At 69.2% G+C, this 17,461-nt stretch carries 12 protein-coding genes; 9 read left to right on the top strand and 3 right to left on the bottom strand.

Features of this window, described 5'->3' with window-relative positions:
* Positions 1–507: 507 nt before the first annotated feature.
* Positions 508–2,757: an FxSxx-COOH system tetratricopeptide repeat protein gene (fxsT, locus tag F9C41_RS26775; protein WP_155389610.1), complete on the top strand. Its 2,250-nt coding sequence runs from the start codon at positions 508–510 to the stop codon at positions 2,755–2,757.
* Between the two features lie 218 nt (positions 2,758–2,975).
* Positions 2,976–5,573, top strand: a complete 2,598-nt coding sequence (fxsT, locus tag F9C41_RS26780; protein WP_230690055.1) for an FxSxx-COOH system tetratricopeptide repeat protein — start codon at positions 2,976–2,978, stop codon at positions 5,571–5,573.
* Between the two features lie 103 nt (positions 5,574–5,676).
* Here the strand turns inward: fxsT (F9C41_RS26780) and F9C41_RS26785 are convergent, their stop codons facing one another.
* A complete protein-coding gene (locus F9C41_RS26785) occupies positions 5,677–6,366 on the bottom strand; it encodes a DUF4145 domain-containing protein (RefSeq protein ID WP_196279966.1) in 690 nt (229 codons plus the stop codon).
* Positions 6,367–6,946: 580 nt separating this feature from the next.
* On the opposite strand from F9C41_RS26785, the gene F9C41_RS26790 reads away from it, so the two are divergent.
* From F9C41_RS26790 to F9C41_RS26815, 6 genes are all read left to right on the top strand, one after another.
* Complete coding sequence (locus tag F9C41_RS26790) at positions 6,947–7,795, top strand: hypothetical protein (RefSeq protein WP_155389613.1); 849 nt, start codon at positions 6,947–6,949, stop codon at positions 7,793–7,795.
* A gap of 848 nt (positions 7,796–8,643) precedes the next feature.
* On the top strand, positions 8,644–9,849 hold the full coding sequence (locus F9C41_RS26795; RefSeq protein ID WP_155389614.1) for a hypothetical protein: 1,206 nt from the start codon (positions 8,644–8,646) through the stop codon (positions 9,847–9,849).
* Between the two features lie 152 nt (positions 9,850–10,001).
* Positions 10,002–10,640 (top strand): single-stranded DNA-binding protein, encoded by a 639-nt coding sequence (locus F9C41_RS26800; protein WP_230690056.1) that lies wholly within the window; start codon positions 10,002–10,004, stop codon positions 10,638–10,640.
* 193 nt (positions 10,641–10,833) lie between these two features.
* The gene (locus F9C41_RS26805) at positions 10,834–12,372 is read left to right on the top strand and encodes a cobyric acid synthase (RefSeq protein ID WP_155389616.1); all 1,539 of its coding nucleotides are present in this window, start codon (positions 10,834–10,836) and stop codon (positions 12,370–12,372) included.
* Positions 12,369–12,959: a uridine kinase family protein gene (locus F9C41_RS26810; protein ID WP_196279967.1), complete on the top strand. Its 591-nt coding sequence runs from the start codon at positions 12,369–12,371 to the stop codon at positions 12,957–12,959. The genes F9C41_RS26805 and F9C41_RS26810 overlap by 4 nt, the downstream gene beginning before the upstream one ends.
* Positions 12,960–13,041: 82 nt before the next feature.
* Positions 13,042–14,415: a dipeptidase gene (locus F9C41_RS26815; RefSeq protein WP_155389617.1), complete on the top strand. Its 1,374-nt coding sequence runs from the start codon at positions 13,042–13,044 to the stop codon at positions 14,413–14,415.
* A gap of 171 nt (positions 14,416–14,586) precedes the next feature.
* Here F9C41_RS26815 and F9C41_RS26820 read toward each other — a convergent pair whose 3' ends face one another.
* Together F9C41_RS26820 and F9C41_RS26825 are read right to left on the bottom strand one after the other, a co-directional pair.
* Positions 14,587–15,606 (bottom strand): hypothetical protein, encoded by a 1,020-nt coding sequence (locus tag F9C41_RS26820; protein ID WP_230690040.1) that lies wholly within the window; start codon positions 15,604–15,606, stop codon positions 14,587–14,589.
* 124 nt (positions 15,607–15,730) lie between these two features.
* Entirely contained in the window at positions 15,731–16,552 is an 822-nt protein-coding gene (locus F9C41_RS26825) for an SURF1 family cytochrome oxidase biogenesis protein (RefSeq protein WP_230690041.1), read from the bottom strand.
* Between the two features lie 193 nt (positions 16,553–16,745).
* Between F9C41_RS26825 and F9C41_RS26830 the strand changes: the two genes are divergently transcribed.
* Positions 16,746–17,345, top strand: a complete 600-nt coding sequence (locus F9C41_RS26830; RefSeq protein ID WP_144125229.1) for a GNAT family N-acetyltransferase — start codon at positions 16,746–16,748, stop codon at positions 17,343–17,345.
* The last annotated feature ends 116 nt before the right edge of the window (positions 17,346–17,461 follow it).

The following is a 17,461-nucleotide window of genomic DNA, read 5'->3' on the forward strand; positions in this document are numbered from 1 at the left end:
TCGAGTCCCGGTACGAGGTCTTGATGGCCTGAGGCGTGGGGTTGTCCACAGCCTGTCGATGACCATGGCTTGTGAGGCCGGGATGCCGTGTCCCGAGCTGTGGACCTCAACGGTGGTCCGGTGTGGCGGCTTATCCGTCAACGCGATCCGCCGCAATGCCACCTGCTGCAACGGCAGACCCGTCGACAGCACCTCTGCGAACCCACCGCAGCAATGGTACGACTCAAGCCGTACCAGCCAAGATCCCGTACCGCATCTGACCTGCTCCGGTACGACTGGTACGACTGGTACGGGTACCCCTCCCCGCCTGGGACCTCGGTGTGTTTACGCCATCCAACGATCATGGATCGGTGACTGACATTGCCGTGACCTGCAAGTGGAAGCGGTCCCTTTGGGCGGCCGATCCGATCCGTTGCGTTGATGTTGGTTGATGTTGTGGTCGGTTGAGATGTTGTGGTGGTGGGTTCTGGCGGGTCGGGGCGTTCAGGTGCTGTGAGGCGTTGGTGGGTGCCGTTATTGCTGGCGTTGTGGTCGGCTCCGGTAGCGACGCTGGCCGCGGTGGCTGTGAATGCGGCCACCGATGTGGAGTCAGGTTGGCCGGGGCCTCTGGGGTGGGTGCAGGCGCATCCGTGGCGGTGGACGGCCGGACTGACTGCAGTAGCCGCGCTGACGACGTTCCTGACGTACCTATGGCAGTTGCGGATGGAGCACACCAACAACGCCAACGAACCAGCTGGGGCCGACGGTGGTGCGCCCGCCCTCGTCGTGTCGGGCGGTACCGCGGGAGTGGCCGGACTGGTGTCGGGCGGCACAGTCACGGTCAACCAGCAGAACGTCGCCCAGCAGCATGTCGTCCAGCACATTCATCCGTCACCTCCGACTCAATTTGCCCCTGGGCTGCTGGGGATGACGGTCAACCTGCCGGGCCGTAACCCTGACTTCTCCGGCCGCGAGGATCTGCGATGCGAGGTCGAACGGATCCTGGGTGCTGGGCCCGTGGCGGTCGTCGCGGTGCAGGGCATGGGTGGCATAGGCAAGACGCAGCTGGCCTTGGAACTGGCGCACCGTGGCTGGGCGGTCGGCCGGTACGAGGTGGCGTGGTGGGTGCGAGCCGAGTCAGCGCTGACGATCGCCGAGGACCTGGCCGCACTGGCACCGGGTCTGGGTGTGCCGGTGGTCGCCGACCAGGAGCGGGTGGTCACCGGAGTCCGTGCTGCGCTGACGAAGCGCAATGACTGGCTGCTGGTGTTCGACAACGCCCCAGACGCGGCTGGTGTGCGGGATTGGCTGCCGGCGGGTCCAGGGCACGTGCTGATCACGAGCCGATCGCTGGACTGGAGTGGCTTGGCGGTATCACTGCGGGTGGACCTGTTCACCCCAGAGGAGTCGAGCACGTATCTGAGACAGCGAACCGGCGAGACGGGCCCCACGGTGGCGGAGCTGGCACAAGCGCTAGGGCACCTACCGTTGGCGCTGGCGCAGGCCGCCGCTTACATGGAGCGCCACGGCCGACTGTCGGTACAGCGATACCTGGCGCTATACCGCGATCGGCGAGGCGCTGGTGATCTGTTGGCGGAAGGTCTGGGCGGCTACCCGGCGAGCGTCGCGACGACATGGTTGATCCATTTCGAGTGGCTGGAGCAACATGCGCCAGCTGCCTTGCAACTGCTGCGGTTGTGCTCGTTCCTGGACCCCGACGACATCAACCTGGCCCTGCTGCTGTCGCAGCCTGAGGTTCTGGCCGGTGACCTCGCCGGTGACCTGAAGCGCGCTTGCGGGTCTCAGTTCGATTGGGAGCAGGCTGCCGGGGCTCTACTAGGTACGGCGTTGGCAACGAGGGTCGGTGATGACCGGGTGCGGGTGCACCGGCTGGTGGGCGAGGTAACCCGTCACCAACTCGCCGAGCATGGCAGCGATTTGCCGGAACGCTGGGCAGGGCTCGCCGTCGACCTCCTAGTCCAGCTGACGCCTGAGCGGCCGTGGGAGCCATCAGCATGGCCGGTAATGGTCGATCTGGCCTCGCACGTGGCCGCGGCCACAGACCTGGCGCCCGCCGCTGCCAACACCGCGACAGTGTTAGGCAGGCTCGGGCAGTACCTCGAAATCCGGGCCGAGTACGCGGCGGCTCGTGCCCATCAGCAGCGCGCCCTGGCCATCGAAGAGGCCGTGCACGGGGCCGACCACCCCGAGGTCGCCCGCACCCTGGGCAATCTCGGCAACGTCGAACAAAATCTGGGTAATCTAGCGGCTGCCCGTGCCCATCAGCAGCGCGCCCTGACCATCGAAGAGGCCGCGTACGGGCCCGACCACCCTGACATCGCCCAGACCCTGACCAACCTCGGCATCGTCGAAGAGCAGCTAGGTGATCTAGCGGCTGCCCGTGCCCATCAGCAGCGCGCCCTGACCATCGAAGAGGCCGCGTACGGGCCCGACCACCCTGACATCGCCCAGACCCTGACTAACCTCGGCATCGTCGAACGGCAGCTAGGTGATCTAGCGGCTGCCCGTGCCCATCAGCAGCGCGCCCTGACCATCAAAGAGGCCGCATACGGGCCCGACCACCCCCAGGTCGCCATCACCCTAAGCAATCTCGGCATCGTCGAATACCAGCTTGGTGATCTGACGGCTGCCCGCGCCCATCTGCAGCGCGCCCTGGCCATCTTCGAGGCTTTTCACGGGCCCGACCACCCCCATGTCGCCGGTACCCTGACCAACCTCGGCGTCGTCGAACGGCAGCTGGCCAGCGAACAGGACTAGCCAGGCAATACCTGCGACAGATGGTGGGTCATTCAGGTCATCCAACGATCTTGCGCACGTATCTGACAAGGGGTCGGCTGGCCGTGCTTGATAACGGCACGGTCGGGTTGGAGGTCCGGCCCGTTGCGTTGATGCCCGTTGATGTTGTGCTGGGTTGAGATGTTGGTGTGGTGGGTTCTCGGTCTGGGCGTTCGGGCGCTAGAGCGCGGCGATTGTTGGTGCCGGCGGTGTTGGCGTTGTGGTCGGCTCCGGTGGCGACGATCGTCGCGGTGGCGGTGAACGCGGGGACCGAGACGAAGGGCGCTTGGCCGGGGCCGTTGGCATGGGTGCAGGCTGAGCCGTGGTGGTGGGTTGTCGGCGCGACCGTGGCGGCGGCGCTGGGCACGTTCGCGGTGTTCTGGTGGGAGCTGCGCACAGAGGAGGACGACGACGCCAACGAGCCCGCCGCTGTGCGTGAGGACGGGCCGCGGGTGGCCGTGTCGGGCGGCAGCGTCGGGGTCGCGGCCGGTCAGATCTCGGGCGGCTCGGTCACCATTAACCAGACGATCCACCAGCCGCCGGAGCCCCCCTCTGTCCCGTCTCCGGTGTTCAACCTGCCTGCCCGCAATCCGGACTTCAGCGGCCGTGAAGATCTGCTGCGTCAGGTCGAGCAGGGTCTGGCGGCAGGGCCGGTGGCGGTGGTCGCGGTCAAGGGCATGGGCGGGATCGGCAAGACCCAGATCGCCCTGGAAGTCGCCCACCGCGGCTGGGCCATGGGCAGGTATGAGGTGGCGTGGTGGGTGCGGGCGGAGTCGGCGTTGACGATCGCCGAGGACTTGGCCGCTCTCGGGCCGGGGTTGGATGTGCCGGTGGTGGCCGATCAGGAGCAGGTAGTTGCCGGGGTACGGGCCGAGCTGGCTGAGCGGGGCCGCTGGCTGGTGGTGTTCGACAACGCCGTGGATGCCGACAGCGTCAGGGCTTGGCTGCCGACCGGTCCCGGGCACGTGTTGGTCACGAGCCGGTGGTTGGACTGGCGGGGCTTGGCCGCGGTGTCGCTGTCGGTGGAGCAGTTCACCCCACAGGAGTCGGGGGTGTACCTGACGCAGCAGACCGGGGAAACCGGCCCGCAGGTGGCAGAGCTGGCGAAACTGCTGGGACATCTGCCCCTCGCTTTGGCGCAGGCTGCCGCGTACATGGCCCAACACGGCGGCTTGTCAGTCAGCCGATATCTGGAGTTGTTCCGCGACCGGCAGGCGGCCGGCGCACTACTGGCGCACGGCCTGGGTGGCTACCCGGCCAGTGTCGCCACGACCTGGCTGATCCACTACGGGTGGCTGGCGGAGCGGTCGCCTGCGGCGCTGCAGCTGCTACGGCTGTGCGCGTTCCTCGACCCCGACGACATCAACCTCAGCCTGCTGCTGTCGCGACCCGAATCGCTGGCTGAAGACGTCGCCGGAGACCTTCGGCAGGCGTGCGGGTCGCAGTTCGGGCGGGAGCAGGTTATCGGTGCTCTGATCGGTACCGCGCTGGCGATTCGGGTCGACGACGACAGGGTGCGGGTGCACCGGCTGGTGGGCGAGGTCACCCGCCACCAGCTCACCGCCCTAGACACCGACCAGCACGACCGCTGGGCCAGTCAGGCAATCGAACTGTTGAACGAGCTGGCACCTGAACGGTCGTGGGAGCCCGCTATGTGGCCGGTGATGGCAGACCTAGCCGCGCACGTGACCACAGCCGCAGCCACGGCAGCAGAAAATCCGGCCACCGCGAATGCGCTAGGGACTCTCGGCTCGTATTTGTATGGCCGGGCCGAGTACGCGTCGGCCCGCACCACCCTGCAGCGCGCCCTGGCCATCAAGGAGGCGGTCTACGGCCCCGACCATCCCCAGGTCGCCACCACTCTGGGCAACCTCGGCGTCGTCGAGCAGCAGTTGGGTGAGCTTGCTACGGCCCGCGCCACCCAGCAGCGCGCCCTGGGAATCTCCGAGGCTGCGTACGGCCCTAACCACCCCGAGGTCGCCCGCACCCTGGGCAACCTCGGCATCGTCGAGCAGCAGTTGGGTGAGCTTGCTACGGCCCGCGCCACCCAGCAGCGCGCCCTGGGAATCTCCGAGGCTGCGTACGGCCCTAACCACCCCGAGGTCGCCACCATCCTCGGCAACCTCGGCAACATCGAGCGCGAGCTGGGTGAGCTCGCCGCGGCCCGCGCCACTATGCAGCGTGTCTGGGCCATCTTCGAGGCCGCGTACGGCCCCGACCATCCCCAGGTCGCCACCACCCTGGGCAACCTCGGCAACATCGAGTGGGAGCTGGGTGAGCTCGCCGCGGCTCGCGCCACCCAGCAGCGCGCTCTGGCCATCAAGGAGGCGGTCTACGGCCCCGACCATCCCGAGGTCGCCATCACCCTGGGCAACCTCGGCAACATCGAGCGGGCGCTGGGTGAGCTCGCCGCGGCCCGCGCCACTATGCAGCGTGTCTGGGCCATCTTCGAGGCCGCGTACGGCCCCGACCATCCCCAGGTCGCCACCACCCTGGGCAACCTCGGCATCGTCGAGCGGGCGCTGGGTGAGCTCGCCGCGGCCCGCGCCACCCAGCAGCGCGCCCTGGCCATCTTCGAGGCCGCTTACGGCCCCGACCATCCTCAGGTCGCCACCATCCTGGGCAACCTCGGCATCGTCGAGCGGGCGCTGGGTGAGCTCGCCGCGGCCCGGGCCACCCAGCAGCGCGCCCTGGCCATCTTCGAGGCCGCTTACGGCCCTGACCACCCCGAGGTCGCCCGCACCCTGGGCAACCTCGGCAACATCGAGCGGAAGCTGGCCGACGAACAGGCGCAGTGAGGGCATTAGCTGCGAGTACGGGTGGATTGTTTAGAACGACCGACGATCGTGTGCATGGTGCTGACGACGGGCGAACCCGCAGATAGCAACGGCCGGTCGCCCTCTACTGTGTGTGGGTCGCCGCGGCGGCTGGGATGGCAGTGGGCCGCTCGGCGGTGGCCGGCGACGACGAGGTGGCAGTCGTTCCACCGTTCTTCCGAGCACGTCGTTCCTTGAACGCCTCGTACTTCGCAGCGAAGACGTACACGTAGTCGAGCAGAGCCTCGGCTAGTTCGAGAGCATCGCGAGCGTCGTTGAGGCTGATCGGCTCGCCTGTGAAGTGGGCTCCGTCATTCCGAAGCGCCCGAAGTCCATGCGCCCACTCCACGAGCCTCTGATCGATGATGCCGTCGGTGGCCAACTTCTCCAACGCAGCGTTCAGCGGCCTAGTGCTCACACCCTTATCGATGCAGAAGCCCTCCAGGGCGCGGCCAACCATGACTGCCGTTGCGATGTAGGCCTTCGAGTTGAAGCAGGTACGCGCCTCTTCGAGTTCTCTCCTGACTGGTGCCGGGATCGCAGCGCTCAATGACCTTGGGCCAGCCGGCCACAAAGTGACCGGGGGCAGCCAATCTTCGGTGAAGGCCTCTTGCGCCTGCATGGTCAGGAACGGCTGGGAGCAGTGCTCACACAGGGCGAGGGAGTACAGCACCGGTTCGGTGAACAGGCCATGCCCGCTCGGCTGGACAGCGCCGAACACTCGCGATGCTGACGGCTGCTGGCAGCTCGGGCAGATCGTTCCAAGGGTCTGCATCGAACCATCATGAGGCCACAGGCGTGATCCGTTCCATAAGGTTTGTAGGCCGTGGCGGAGGGGGCTATAAGGCAAGAACCCGCCATGTGCCGTTCCGGTCCGGGCAGACTGCGTGCCAGGAGACTCAGTCTTTGGCACGCGCCATCTCCAACGCTGGGAATGAGCGGGCGCATGCACCTGGCGCGCCATGCAGCGCCGGGCCAGATGCTGGCGAAGACAACGGCCCAACCTGGCGTCCTAGCCGAAAGGCTCTACTAGACGGTCGCCAACAACAGATCCGCCTGACGGTCTGAAGATCTGATCCGCGAGACGATCAGCAAGATCCTTACTCTCCGGTAGCGACGTTCAACGCTCAAGGTTTGCTCAAGTCTTCAGCAGGACCTTGATAAATTTCTATATTTACGCGTTATTGACGTCTGTCGAAATGGCTTATACCTTCGCTCCGTCGTGGACATTCGGTCCACAACAAATTGGATCGGGGGATCCAGTGAAGTATCCAAGAATGGCCCAAGCCGCAGGGCTGGGAATCGCAGTAGCGGTGTTTGTTGCGCTAGCGCAGGCACCGGCTATCGCTGGGCAAGTGCAGGCCACCGAACAGGTTGTCGATCGCGCCGTGTCTCGCGCCGCCACCCTGGCGGCAGCCTCGTCTGCCAGCGTCAGTGCGCCCGGAACGGCAACCGTGTTTGGCGATCGGCCAGGCGGGTCGGTTACGGCTGGCGGTCAGACGGTCAGCCTGCGTCTCCAAGCGACCGGCAATTCGGGCGACCGCGCGGTCAAGGCTGGCACGCACACGTTCGGCAGCGTGGCACCCGACACTGATTCAGCCGTACGGGTCAGCAAGGGCGCGGTACAGGTTCTAGCCGTCATGCGCACAAACAGGGCGGCCAACGAACAACGCTACGCCCTCGAATTGCCCGCAGGTGCAACTGTGCACCCGAGCAATGGGGGATTCGTGATCGTAAGCGCCGATGGCAAAGCTGGCGGCACCATCGCCGCGCCATGGGCGATCGACGCGAACGGAAAAGTCCTTCGGACGGCCTATACCCTAGAAGGGAACACACTGGTCCAGCGTACCGACTTCACTGGTGCGACGTTCCCGGTCGTGGCGGACCCAAAGCTCACCTACGGTCTTGGGGTATACCTCAATATGTGGGGTTCAGAGCTGCGGTCGTTCGCAATTTCGGCCGTCTACGTTCTTGGTACCGGAATTGCGGTTAGCTGCACGCTGATCAGCTACCTGCCCCACCCAATTCTGCGAACGATCGCCACCTTGGCATGCAGCGCTGGTGCGGTTAATCTGCCTAAGGTCTTCCAGACAGCTGCTGCAATCTACAACAGCAACGGCATCAACAATAGCTCCTGCTATCAGATGAAGATCATCCCGACTAGCGGTGGCTGGAATTCAGTTGGTTACAGCAACTGCAGCTAGCAACGTAGCTTAGAACCGTGGCCAAGCTGGCATACCCAGCTTGGCCACGGTTCTGTACGCGTTCAATTCGGCCCACGCGCCTTTCGGGAGCTAACCAGGTCGGCGACTACAACAGGCCCAACCGCAACTATCCCCAATAAGGCCGCCCCCCACGCGGGAAGGTCAAGCCACAATCCTAAGCCAACAAGAGCTACTAGAACCGTTATGTAAGCGATGCGCGTTCGTGAAGTCATCCCAAGAACATACCAGAGCATTTCAACGCTTCAATGACAGCGATTCATGAGCTTTCGATCACGGCATCAATCGCTAAAATCACCTGTCGGCTAAACCGGCCCTGACCTGCAGCGCGGGAGGGCAGGCCCACACGGCCTGCCCTGACCCGCGCGTACCGAGAAGGTCGGGGGGTGTTTTAGCTCGCCCCACGATCTCCCGCACGGTGCTGACGACGAGCAAACCCGCAGGTAGCAGTTGCCTTGCCGTCGAAACTTTCCCTATGGGCGTCAACGCGGCCGCAAGGGGCCGCGCTGGGCACCATGGCGCTGGGATCAAGCTTGCGGATCAACCATCGCCAGTACCCCGGCAGGACAAAGTTCTGGCACTAGGCCACACGGTATGGCCCTGGCTGAGTGTCCCTCGGCGATCAACCGGCCATCGAGGGTCGACTTCGTCGGGTGTCATCGGGGCTGAGCATCTGGAGACGGTCGGCCAGCACCGGCTCGGATACGGCGGCCTCCCCGGCCGGGCCCCGGCCGCACCTCGCCAGCAGTCGGATCCGTTGTGCCGCAGGGCGACCCGTGAGCGGTCGGCGGGTCCTTGACATCAAACGGTACGTCTGAGACAGATGATGGATGTCTATCACGTTGGTTCCGCAATCCGGGTTCGTAAAGCTTCGACATGCATGGAACCGGCGCTACTTCATCGGGGTGCTGCACGAAACCAGACGCAGGCATGAACAATGGGAGGCGGACCTTCAGGACACGGCGATCCTCGACGACGCGGCTATCCAGCGATTCAGACCGATCCTGCGTACCCATGTGGTGCAGTGGGCCGCCTTCGCGTGCTGGCCCGGTTGGTGGCTCTACGCCGCGATGCGTCTGGTAACGGCGATCATCGCGGTTGCTACGCCGGTGGTAGGGCTCGTTCTCTGGGCGCCGGATTCGCTGTTCTGGGCATCACTGACCTGCTACGTGTGCGTGGGCACCATCTTCGCCTTCGCGTACGGGCTACAGCAGCACACGACCCGGGCTTGGCATCTCGCGCTGGCTGCCTCCGTCATCTCGGCTGGATTAGTGTCCGTCTGGCTTGCCGGGTCGCCAAACAGCCGCACGGCGCTGTGGCGTGCACTCGGCACTGGCGTGCTGGCGACCGGGGCGCTCCTCGTCCTGACCGTGGCACGGCTCGCCGCACTGCTGGCGACACGGGCGCGACTGCTGCGGCCACGAGCGATACGGCGTGCGGGGTGGCTACTGCCACCGCAGCACGCCGCGGTTCTGCTGCTCACCGTACTACTCACCTTCGAGCGGGCGCGGGCCTCCAATCGCCCTCCTGGCCGCCGCGTTCACTTTCTGGACTGGTTGGACTGGATGACTGACTTCATTCGATGGGAGGTCACCACCATGGCCAGTCTGGGGTTCTCTCGGCACCTGCGCGGCGACATCGCGGACAAGGCCGCCTGCCTCGCCACCTACCTCCGTCGGCAACAACGACGGCTCCTGCACGACAGCGGCCTGTCGGAATACGACGCGGTGACCGTGGAACTGGCCGAGGCCGTCACCGCGCTGGCCGCCGGCAATTGGACTCCCATCGAGGCCGTCGGCAGTGCAGCCGATGAGCCTTCCCGGCTCCTCCGACTTACCAGACGCCTGCTACCCGCGGTTCTACTCACCGGCACCGCTGTCAGCCTGCCGTACTTACCCGGCGTCCCCGATAGTGGCAATGCGCTCGTGGGTGTGCAGCTCGGCCTCGTGGCGGCTGCGGCACTGAGCCTGCTGCCGCCGCTGGAACAGACCCATCGCGATCAGATCACGACCGCTTTCAGTTCGGCGGCGAAGTAGGCCGTTCACGGTTGGTCGGTAATCCGCTCGCCCTTTGTTTCGTTGTCGGCCGGCCTCAGCTCCGCGCAATCGGCGTTGTCCAGGTGCTCGACCACGACCGGGTACCTAGGGATCTTGACCGAAGCGGGTCAGGGTGTTTAGAGCAACCCACGATCGTGGGTAATGTCCTGACCGCGCCGGAGTGGCGGCGCACCAGCCAGTCCGGGCAGCTCGTGGCCAACTTCAAGGTGGCCTCCACGGCCCGGCGGCTGGACCGGGCCAACAACCGCTGGGTCGACGGGAACAGCCTGCGCGTGCGGGTCAACTGCTGGCGACGGCTCGCCGAGGGCGTCGCCAGCTCGGTGATGGTGGGCGATCCCGTGGTGGTCGTCGGCCGCCTCTACACCCGGGACTGGATCGACGAGGACGGCCAGCGCCGCGTGATGTACGAGCTGGAGGCGGCGGCGGTCGGCCATGACCTGTCCCGGGGCCGGGGCCGGTTCGCCCGGACCAAGCCGGGCACCTCGACGAGTGCGGTCGAGGACGGCACGGGCGAGAGCCGGGTGGCCGGCGAGGAGACCGAGGCCGCGCCGGACATGCGGATCGGCCCGGACCCGAACGACCCGCTCTTCGCCGACGACGACGCGTCGTTCGGCGGGGCGTTCGACCTCGACGCGATCGCGTCGCTGCGTGGCGGCGGCCTGCAGGCCGAGCTCGTCACCGGCGAGCAGGACGCCGACGACGAGGACGATGACGACGACCTCGACGAGGACGAGGCGGCAGCCCGCTCGCGGGTGCCGGTCGCGGCATAGACCCCTGGGAGGGGGCATCGCCCGTCCCGCCGTCCGCGGTAGGGACGCGCGTCGGCGGCCCGCGGTAGCGGCGGGCGCGGCACCGGGCGGGTGATGTCGTGCAGGGGAGGGGCGACCGGTGGGCTTGCTGGGGAGGCCGGTCGCCCCGCTCCGGCATGACGGGCGGTCCACCGCGTTCCCCTAGGCTGGGAGCATGAGCGGGATCTTGATCGCCGGCACGACGTCCGACGCCGGCAAGAGCGTGCTGACCGCCGGGGTGTGCCGCTGGCTGCACCGCCGCGGTGTGCGGGTGGCCCCGTTCAAGGCGCAGAACATGTCGAACAACTCGGCGGTCGTCGTCGACGCGCAGGGCCGCGGCGGCGAGATCGGGCGGGCGCAGGCGCTGCAGGCGGTCGCCAGCGGGCAGGAGCCGCAGGTGCGGTTCAACCCGGTGCTGCTCAAGCCCGGCAGCGACCACACCAGCCAGGTCGTGCTGCTGGGGCAGGCGGTGGACACCATCGACGCGGCGAACTTCCGGCGGCTGAAGCCGGCCATGTCCGGCGCCGCGTTCGCCGCCTACGACGAGCTTCGCGCCGAGTACGACGTGGTGGTGTGCGAGGGCGCGGGCAGCCCGGCGGAGATCAACCTCCGGGACCACGACTACGTCAACATGGGGCTGGCCCGGCACGGGCGGATGCCCACGATCGTGGTCGGCGACATCGACCGCGGCGGCGTCTTCGCGGCCATGTTCGGCACCGTCGCCCTGCTCGACGCCGAGGACCAGGCGCTGGTCGCCGGGTTCGTGGTCAACAAGTTCCGCGGCTCGCGGGAGCTGCTCCAGCCCGGCGTGGACATGATCGAGGCGGCCACCGGCCGGACCGTGTACGGCGTGCTGCCGTTCGATGTGGACCTGTGGCTCGACGCGGAGGACGCGCTCGCGTACGGGCGGGTGCTCGGCCGGCCCGGCCCGGCCCGCGGGCAGGAGTGGCTGCGGGTCGCCGTGGTGCGGCTGCCGCACATCTCCAACGCCACCGACGCCGAGGCTTTGGCCTGCGAGCCCGGGGTGAGCGTGCGGCTGACCGTCGAGCCGGGCGAGATCGCCGACGCCGACCTGGTGGTGCTGCCCGGCACCAAGGCGACCGTGGACGACCTGCGCTGGCTGCGCGACACCGGGCTGGACCGGGCGGTCGTCGCGCACGCCCGCGCCGGGCGGCCGCTGCTGGGCATCTGCGGCGGCTTCCAGATGCTGTCCGAGCAGATCGCCGACGAGGTGGAGAGCCGCCGCGGCGAGGTGGCCGGACTCGGGCTGCTGCCGGTGCGGATCGTGTTCGCGCCGGACAAGATACTGTCCCGGCCGGCCGGGCAGGCGCTCGGCGCCGACGTGCGCGGCTACGAGATCCATCACGGGCGGGTGGCGTACCGGGATCCAGCGCTGGCGTCGCTGATCACCCTGCCCGACGGCGACACCGAGGGCGCGGCCGCCGGCAACGTGTTCGGCACGCACTGGCACGGCGCGTTCGAGTCCGACGAGTTCCGCCGCCGCTTCCTCACCCTGGCCGCGGGCCTGGCCGGGCGGCACGGGTTCGAGGTCGCGCCGGAGACGAGCTTCGCCGCGAAACGCGAGGCGACCGTCGACCGGCTCGGCGACCTGGTGGAGGAGCACCTGGACACCGAGCGCCTGTGGCAGCTGATCGAGAAGGGAGCGCCGGTGGGCCTGCCGTTCCTGCCGCCCGGCGCGCCGTCGCTCGGATGACCGCCGAGGTGGCCCGCGACGAGGTGGCCGGTGACGAGGTGGCCCGCGACGAGGTCGCGCGGCTGCTGGCGGCGCCGCCCCGGCTCGGGCGCAGCCGGCTGGTGCTGATCGACGGGCCGAGCGGAGCCGGCAAGACCTTCCACGCGGCGCGGCTGGCGCAGGCGCTGGGCGAGCGGCAGGTCGCGGTGGTGCACACCGACGACCTGCTCGACGGCTGGCGGGACCAGTTCACCTACTGGCCGCGCCTGGAGCGGCAGGTGCTCGCACCGATCAGGCTCGGCGCGCCGGGCGGCTACCACCCGTACGACTGGCACCTGCAACGCTTCGGCACCGAGTGGGTGACCGTGTGGCCCGCCGAGGTGGTGATCGTCGAAGGGGTGGGCAGCGCCCGCGAGCAGGGCCGGGCCTGGGCCAGCCTCACCGTGTACGTGGACGCCCCGCCCGCGGTGCGCCGCGCCCGCAGCGTGCTGCGCGACGGACCGGCGATGCAGCCGGCGCTGCGCGAGTGGCGGCGGCGCGAGTCGATCCACTTCGCCGCCGACGGCACCGCCGCGTTGGCCGACCTGCGCATCGACGGGGTCGGCTGAACCGGCGCGGACACGGGAGGCACCAGCCCCAACCGGCCGATCGCCGTGCAGGTCGTCCGGGGGCCGTGACAGGATCATCCTCATGACGACCCTCACTGTTGACGAGCTGCGCGCTGCGATCGAGCGCGAGCTCCCGGGGGTACGGGCCGACCTCGAGGCGCTCGTACGCATCCCCGGTATCGCCTTCGACGGCTTCGACTTCGCCCCGCTGGAGCGCTCCGCCCAGGCGGTCGCCGAACTCATGCGCGGCGTCGGGCTCGACGTGCAGGTCAGCCGGATCGGCGACGGGCACCCCGCGGTCATCGGCCGCCGCCCCGCCCCGGGCGGCGCGCCGACCGTCCTGCTCTACGCCCACCACGACGTCCAGCCGGTCGGCGACCTGAGCAAGTGGGAGTCGGAGCCGTTCGAGCCGACCGAGCGCGACGGCCGCCTCTACGGCCGCGGCGCCGCCGACGACAAGGCCGGCGTCATGGCGCACATCGCGGCGCTGCGCGCGTTCGGCTGCGGCACCGACGACGACCGGCTGCCGCTGGGCGTGGTCGTGTTCGTCGAGGGCGAGGAGGAGTTCGGCTCCGACTCGCTGCCCGCCCTGCTGGAGAAGCACAAGGCCGAGCTGGCCGCCGACGTCATCGTCATCGCCGACTCCGGCAACTGGGACATCGGCGTGCCCGCGCTGACGACCTCGCTGCGCGGCATCGTGAACAGCTTCGTCGACGTGCAGGTGCTGGAGTCCGCGGTGCACAGCGGCATGTTCGGCGGCGCCGTGCCCGACGCGCTGACCGTGCTGTGCCGGTTGCTGGCCACCCTGCACGACGAGAACGGCGACGTCGCGGTGCCCGGCCTGGTCAGCGGCGAGGCCGCGCCGCTGGACTACCCGGTGGACCGCTACCGCGCCGAGGCGGGCATCCTCGACGGCGTCGAGCTGATCGGCACCGGCCGCATCGTCGACCGGATGTGGACCAAGCCCGCGCTGGCCGTGCTCGGCATCGACGCCCCGCGTACCGCCGAGGCGCCCAACGCGCTGGTGCCGGCGGCCCGCGCCAAGCTGAGCATGCGGCTCGCCCCCGGCGACGACCCGAAGTCGGCGTACCAGGCGCTGATGGCACACCTGGAGAAGCACGTGCCGTGGGGCGCGAAGATCAGCTTCGAGTTCGAGCACGACGGCAACCCGTGCGTGATCGACGCCACGGGCAAGTACTTCGACGCGGCCCGCTCGGCGTTCGAGACGGCCTGGGACGGCACCGAGCCGGTCGAGATCGGCGTCGGCGGCTCGATCCCGTTCATCGCCACCTTCCAGGAGATGTTCCCCGGCGCGTCCATCCTGGTCACCGGTGTGGAGGACCCGCACGCCAAGGCACACGGCCCCAACGAGAGCCTGCACCTGGGCGAGTTCGCCCGGGTCTGCCTCGCCGAGGCCCTGCTCCTGCACAACGTCGCCGAGGCCGCCAAGGCCTGACCTGTCCCGCCTGTCCCCGCCCCGCGCCGCGTGCGCCGGGCGGGGACCTCTTTTTTATAGACGCTGGCCTATCTGGATGAGTTGGATCGCGAAATTCTCATCCAGATAGGCCAGCGTCTATCAGTGGAGTGCTGGCGGCGTGGTGCCCGCGTGGGCGGTGCGGAACCGCCGTTACAGGGCGGCCAGGGAGCGGGCGTAGTTGACCTGGGCGTGGATGTGGGCGACGACGCGCTGGTCGGTGACCGGGATGCGGACCACATACTGGCGCGGGCCGTTGGTGATGATGACCTGGACCGTGCCGGTGTACCGGGTCTCCTTGGCGAGCAGGAAGAGCAGGCTCAGGAAGCAGAGCAGGAAGAAGCCCACGACGGCGCAGACGACCGCCCACGCGGGGATGCGCTGCTGGGAGTGCCACTGATCGCTGACCGCCCACTGCGAACCGCGCAGCGGGATCTCGCCCGACGGCGTGTGGATCGTGGTCGAGCTGACCGACACCTCGCCGAGCTGCACGAGCACCGGCCCGGGACCGGCAGCGGGCCGGCCGGGGGGTGTGGCCGGGGGCCGGGTCGCCGGAGCTGGGGTGTGCGGCAACTGCAACCGCGGCGGCGCGGGCTGCGTCGGCTGCGTCGTACGCGCCGCGGGCGGTGGGGCGACAGGCGGCGGCGTGACCGGCGGTGCCACGGGTGCGACCGGAGCCGGTGGCGCGGCGACGACCGGCGGCGTCCACGGCGACGACGCGACCGGGGGAGTGGACACCTGCGCGGACCCGACGGCGGGTGCGGCGGAGATCGGGGCGGTGGGCGCGAGCGGTGGTGTGGACACCTGCGCGGATCCGACGGCGGGTGCGGCGGAGATCGGGGCGGTGGGCGCGAGCGGTGGTGTGGACACCTGCGCGGATCCCACAGCGGGTGCGGCGGAGATCGGGGCCGTCGGCGGGGTGGGGACGGATGCCGAGCCCACGGCGGGTGCGGACGGGATCGGCTGCGTCGGGTCGGCCGGCGGGGTGGCGAGGTAGACCACGGGCATGGTCGGCGGGGCCGGCGGCTCGCTCGGCGGTGCGGCGACGGGGACCTGGGCTGCGTCGGGCATCTCGGCGCGGGCGCGCGCGCCGAAGGCCTTCATCGGCTCGGTCGGCAGCGGCAGGGTCGGCGGCAGGTCGGGGCGCGGCTGGTCGGGCTGCTCGTCGGTCACACCGGCACGATAGCCGTTGCCCGTCCACGGCATCGGCTGCCTCGGACGCGCGCGGGTGCGCCCGCAGGTGTCCGCGGCGACGCCACGCGCTTCGGTGCGGCTGTCCGCACCGGACGGTCGGGGGTCAGGCGGAGGTGGCGGCGTCGGCGGGCTCGGGCGGGGACTCCGGATCCGGGCCCGCGCCGGGCTCGGCTGCGGCGCGCTGTTCGCGCTGGTCCTTGCGGTACAGGTAGGCCACGCCGACCAGCGCCCCCGCCGCGAAGATCCACCACTGGATCGCGTACCCGAGGTTGAGCCAGTCGTTCTCGTGGCCGACCTCGATCGCGGTCAGCCCCTGCGCGCCGGGGGTGTCGGCGTCGGCGAGCACGTACGCGCCGAGCACCGGGTAGGGCAGCTTGTCGGCGATGGCGGGCACGCTGACCCGGCGCGTCTCCCAGTGGCCGTTGCGCTGGTCGACGGCGCCCGCGCCGGACTCGGTCAGGTGCACCCGCCCGACGACGGTGACGGTGCCGCCCGGTGCGGCGGGGAACGTCGGTGCGGCGGTGATGCCGTCGGGGTGCGGCGGCACCCAGCCGCGGTCGACCAGCAGGGCCGAGCCGTCGGCCAGCAGCAGCGGCGTGAGGATCTCGTAGCCGACCTGCCCGTCGACGGTGCGGTTGCGCACCAGGATCTCCTGGGTGGCGTCGTACCGCCCGGTGGCGATGACCCGCGTCCAGGCCCGGTCCTCCCCTGGACCCGGGGCCGCGCCCTTGCCGCCGCCGGCGGCGGCCAGCACGTCGGTGACCGGCACGGGCGTGACCACCGTGCTGGCGTCGATCCGGTCGTTGATCGCGCTGCGCAGCTCGTACCGGCTCCACTGCCAGCGGCCGAGCAGCACCATCACGAAGGAGGCGAGCAGGGCGACGGCGAAGACGGTCAGCCAGCGGCGGGTGAGGAGGGCGTGCACCCGGGCAGTTTACCCACGCCCTGAGCTGTGAGTTCTGTCACGGCCGATCGGTGGAGCGGTCACTCGGGCGACCGGATGGCACAGCGGGTATGGTGCAGCTTCGGACAGCGGCCGCTCGTCCGAGGATCAGCTCTGTCGAGGATCAGTTCTGTGCTCCGCCGAGGCGGCCGCCCTTACGTCTGGAGTTTGTCGTATGTCTGCCAATCCCGATTCCGGCGTGGCCGGGCTGGGCAACGTCGCGGTGCGCCGCTTTCCGACGATGACCGTGCAGACGCCGCGGCTGGACGTGCGCCCGCTGGTGGCCGCCGACGCCGACCCGGTGACGGAGATCTTCGCGGACAAGCAGACGCAGCGCTGGCTGCCGTTCCCGAAGGAGTTCGGGCAGATCGACGGGCGCTCGTGGTGCACGGAGATGGCGGGGGAGCGCCGCGACAGCGGGGCGGGCGACCACTACGGCATCGTGCGGCGCGAGGACCAGCGGCTGGTCGGCTGCCTGTGGACCAAGCGCACGGACTGGGTCGGCCGGGTCACCGAGATCTCGTACGCCGTCTCCGCGGACACCCGCGGGCTGGGCATGGCGCCGGAGGCGGTGGACGCGCTGACCCTGGCGCTGGTGCTGGAGCACGGCTTCCAGCGCATCGAGCTGCGGGTGGCCCCGGGCAACACCGCGTCGCGCCGGGTGGCCGAGAAGGCCGGTTTCACCTACGAGGGCCTGCTGCGCAACGCCGGATACGTGCACAGCGGCCGGGTGGACCTGGAGGTCTGGTCCATCGTCGCGGCCGATCTGCGCTGACACGCAGAAGACGCTGACGTTGCAAAGACGAGGGGGCCCCGCCGATCGGCGGGGCCCCCTCGCTGTGTGGTGCGGTCAGGGGGGGTTGTTTTTGTTGAAGGTAGGGAGGGTGGCCG

The sequence above is a fragment of the Catellatospora paridis genome (genome assembly GCF_009720365.1).
GTDB lineage: Bacteria > Actinomycetota > Actinomycetes > Mycobacteriales > Micromonosporaceae > Catellatospora > Catellatospora paridis.

Coding starts and splice junctions, on each gene's coding strand:
- F9C41_RS26785 (WP_196279966.1), bottom strand. CDS start 6,366: ATGCAGACCCTTGGAACGATCTGCCCGAGCTGCCAGCAGCCGTCAGCA.
- F9C41_RS26795 (WP_155389614.1), top strand. CDS start 8,644: ATGTCTATCACGTTGGTTCCGCAATCCGGGTTCGTAAAGCTTCGACAT.
- F9C41_RS26805 (WP_155389616.1), top strand. CDS start 10,834: ATGAGCGGGATCTTGATCGCCGGCACGACGTCCGACGCCGGCAAGAGC.
- F9C41_RS26810 (WP_196279967.1), top strand. CDS start 12,369: ATGACCGCCGAGGTGGCCCGCGACGAGGTGGCCGGTGACGAGGTGGCC.
- F9C41_RS26815 (WP_155389617.1), top strand. CDS start 13,042: ATGACGACCCTCACTGTTGACGAGCTGCGCGCTGCGATCGAGCGCGAG.
- F9C41_RS26830 (WP_144125229.1), top strand. CDS start 16,746: ATGTCTGCCAATCCCGATTCCGGCGTGGCCGGGCTGGGCAACGTCGCG.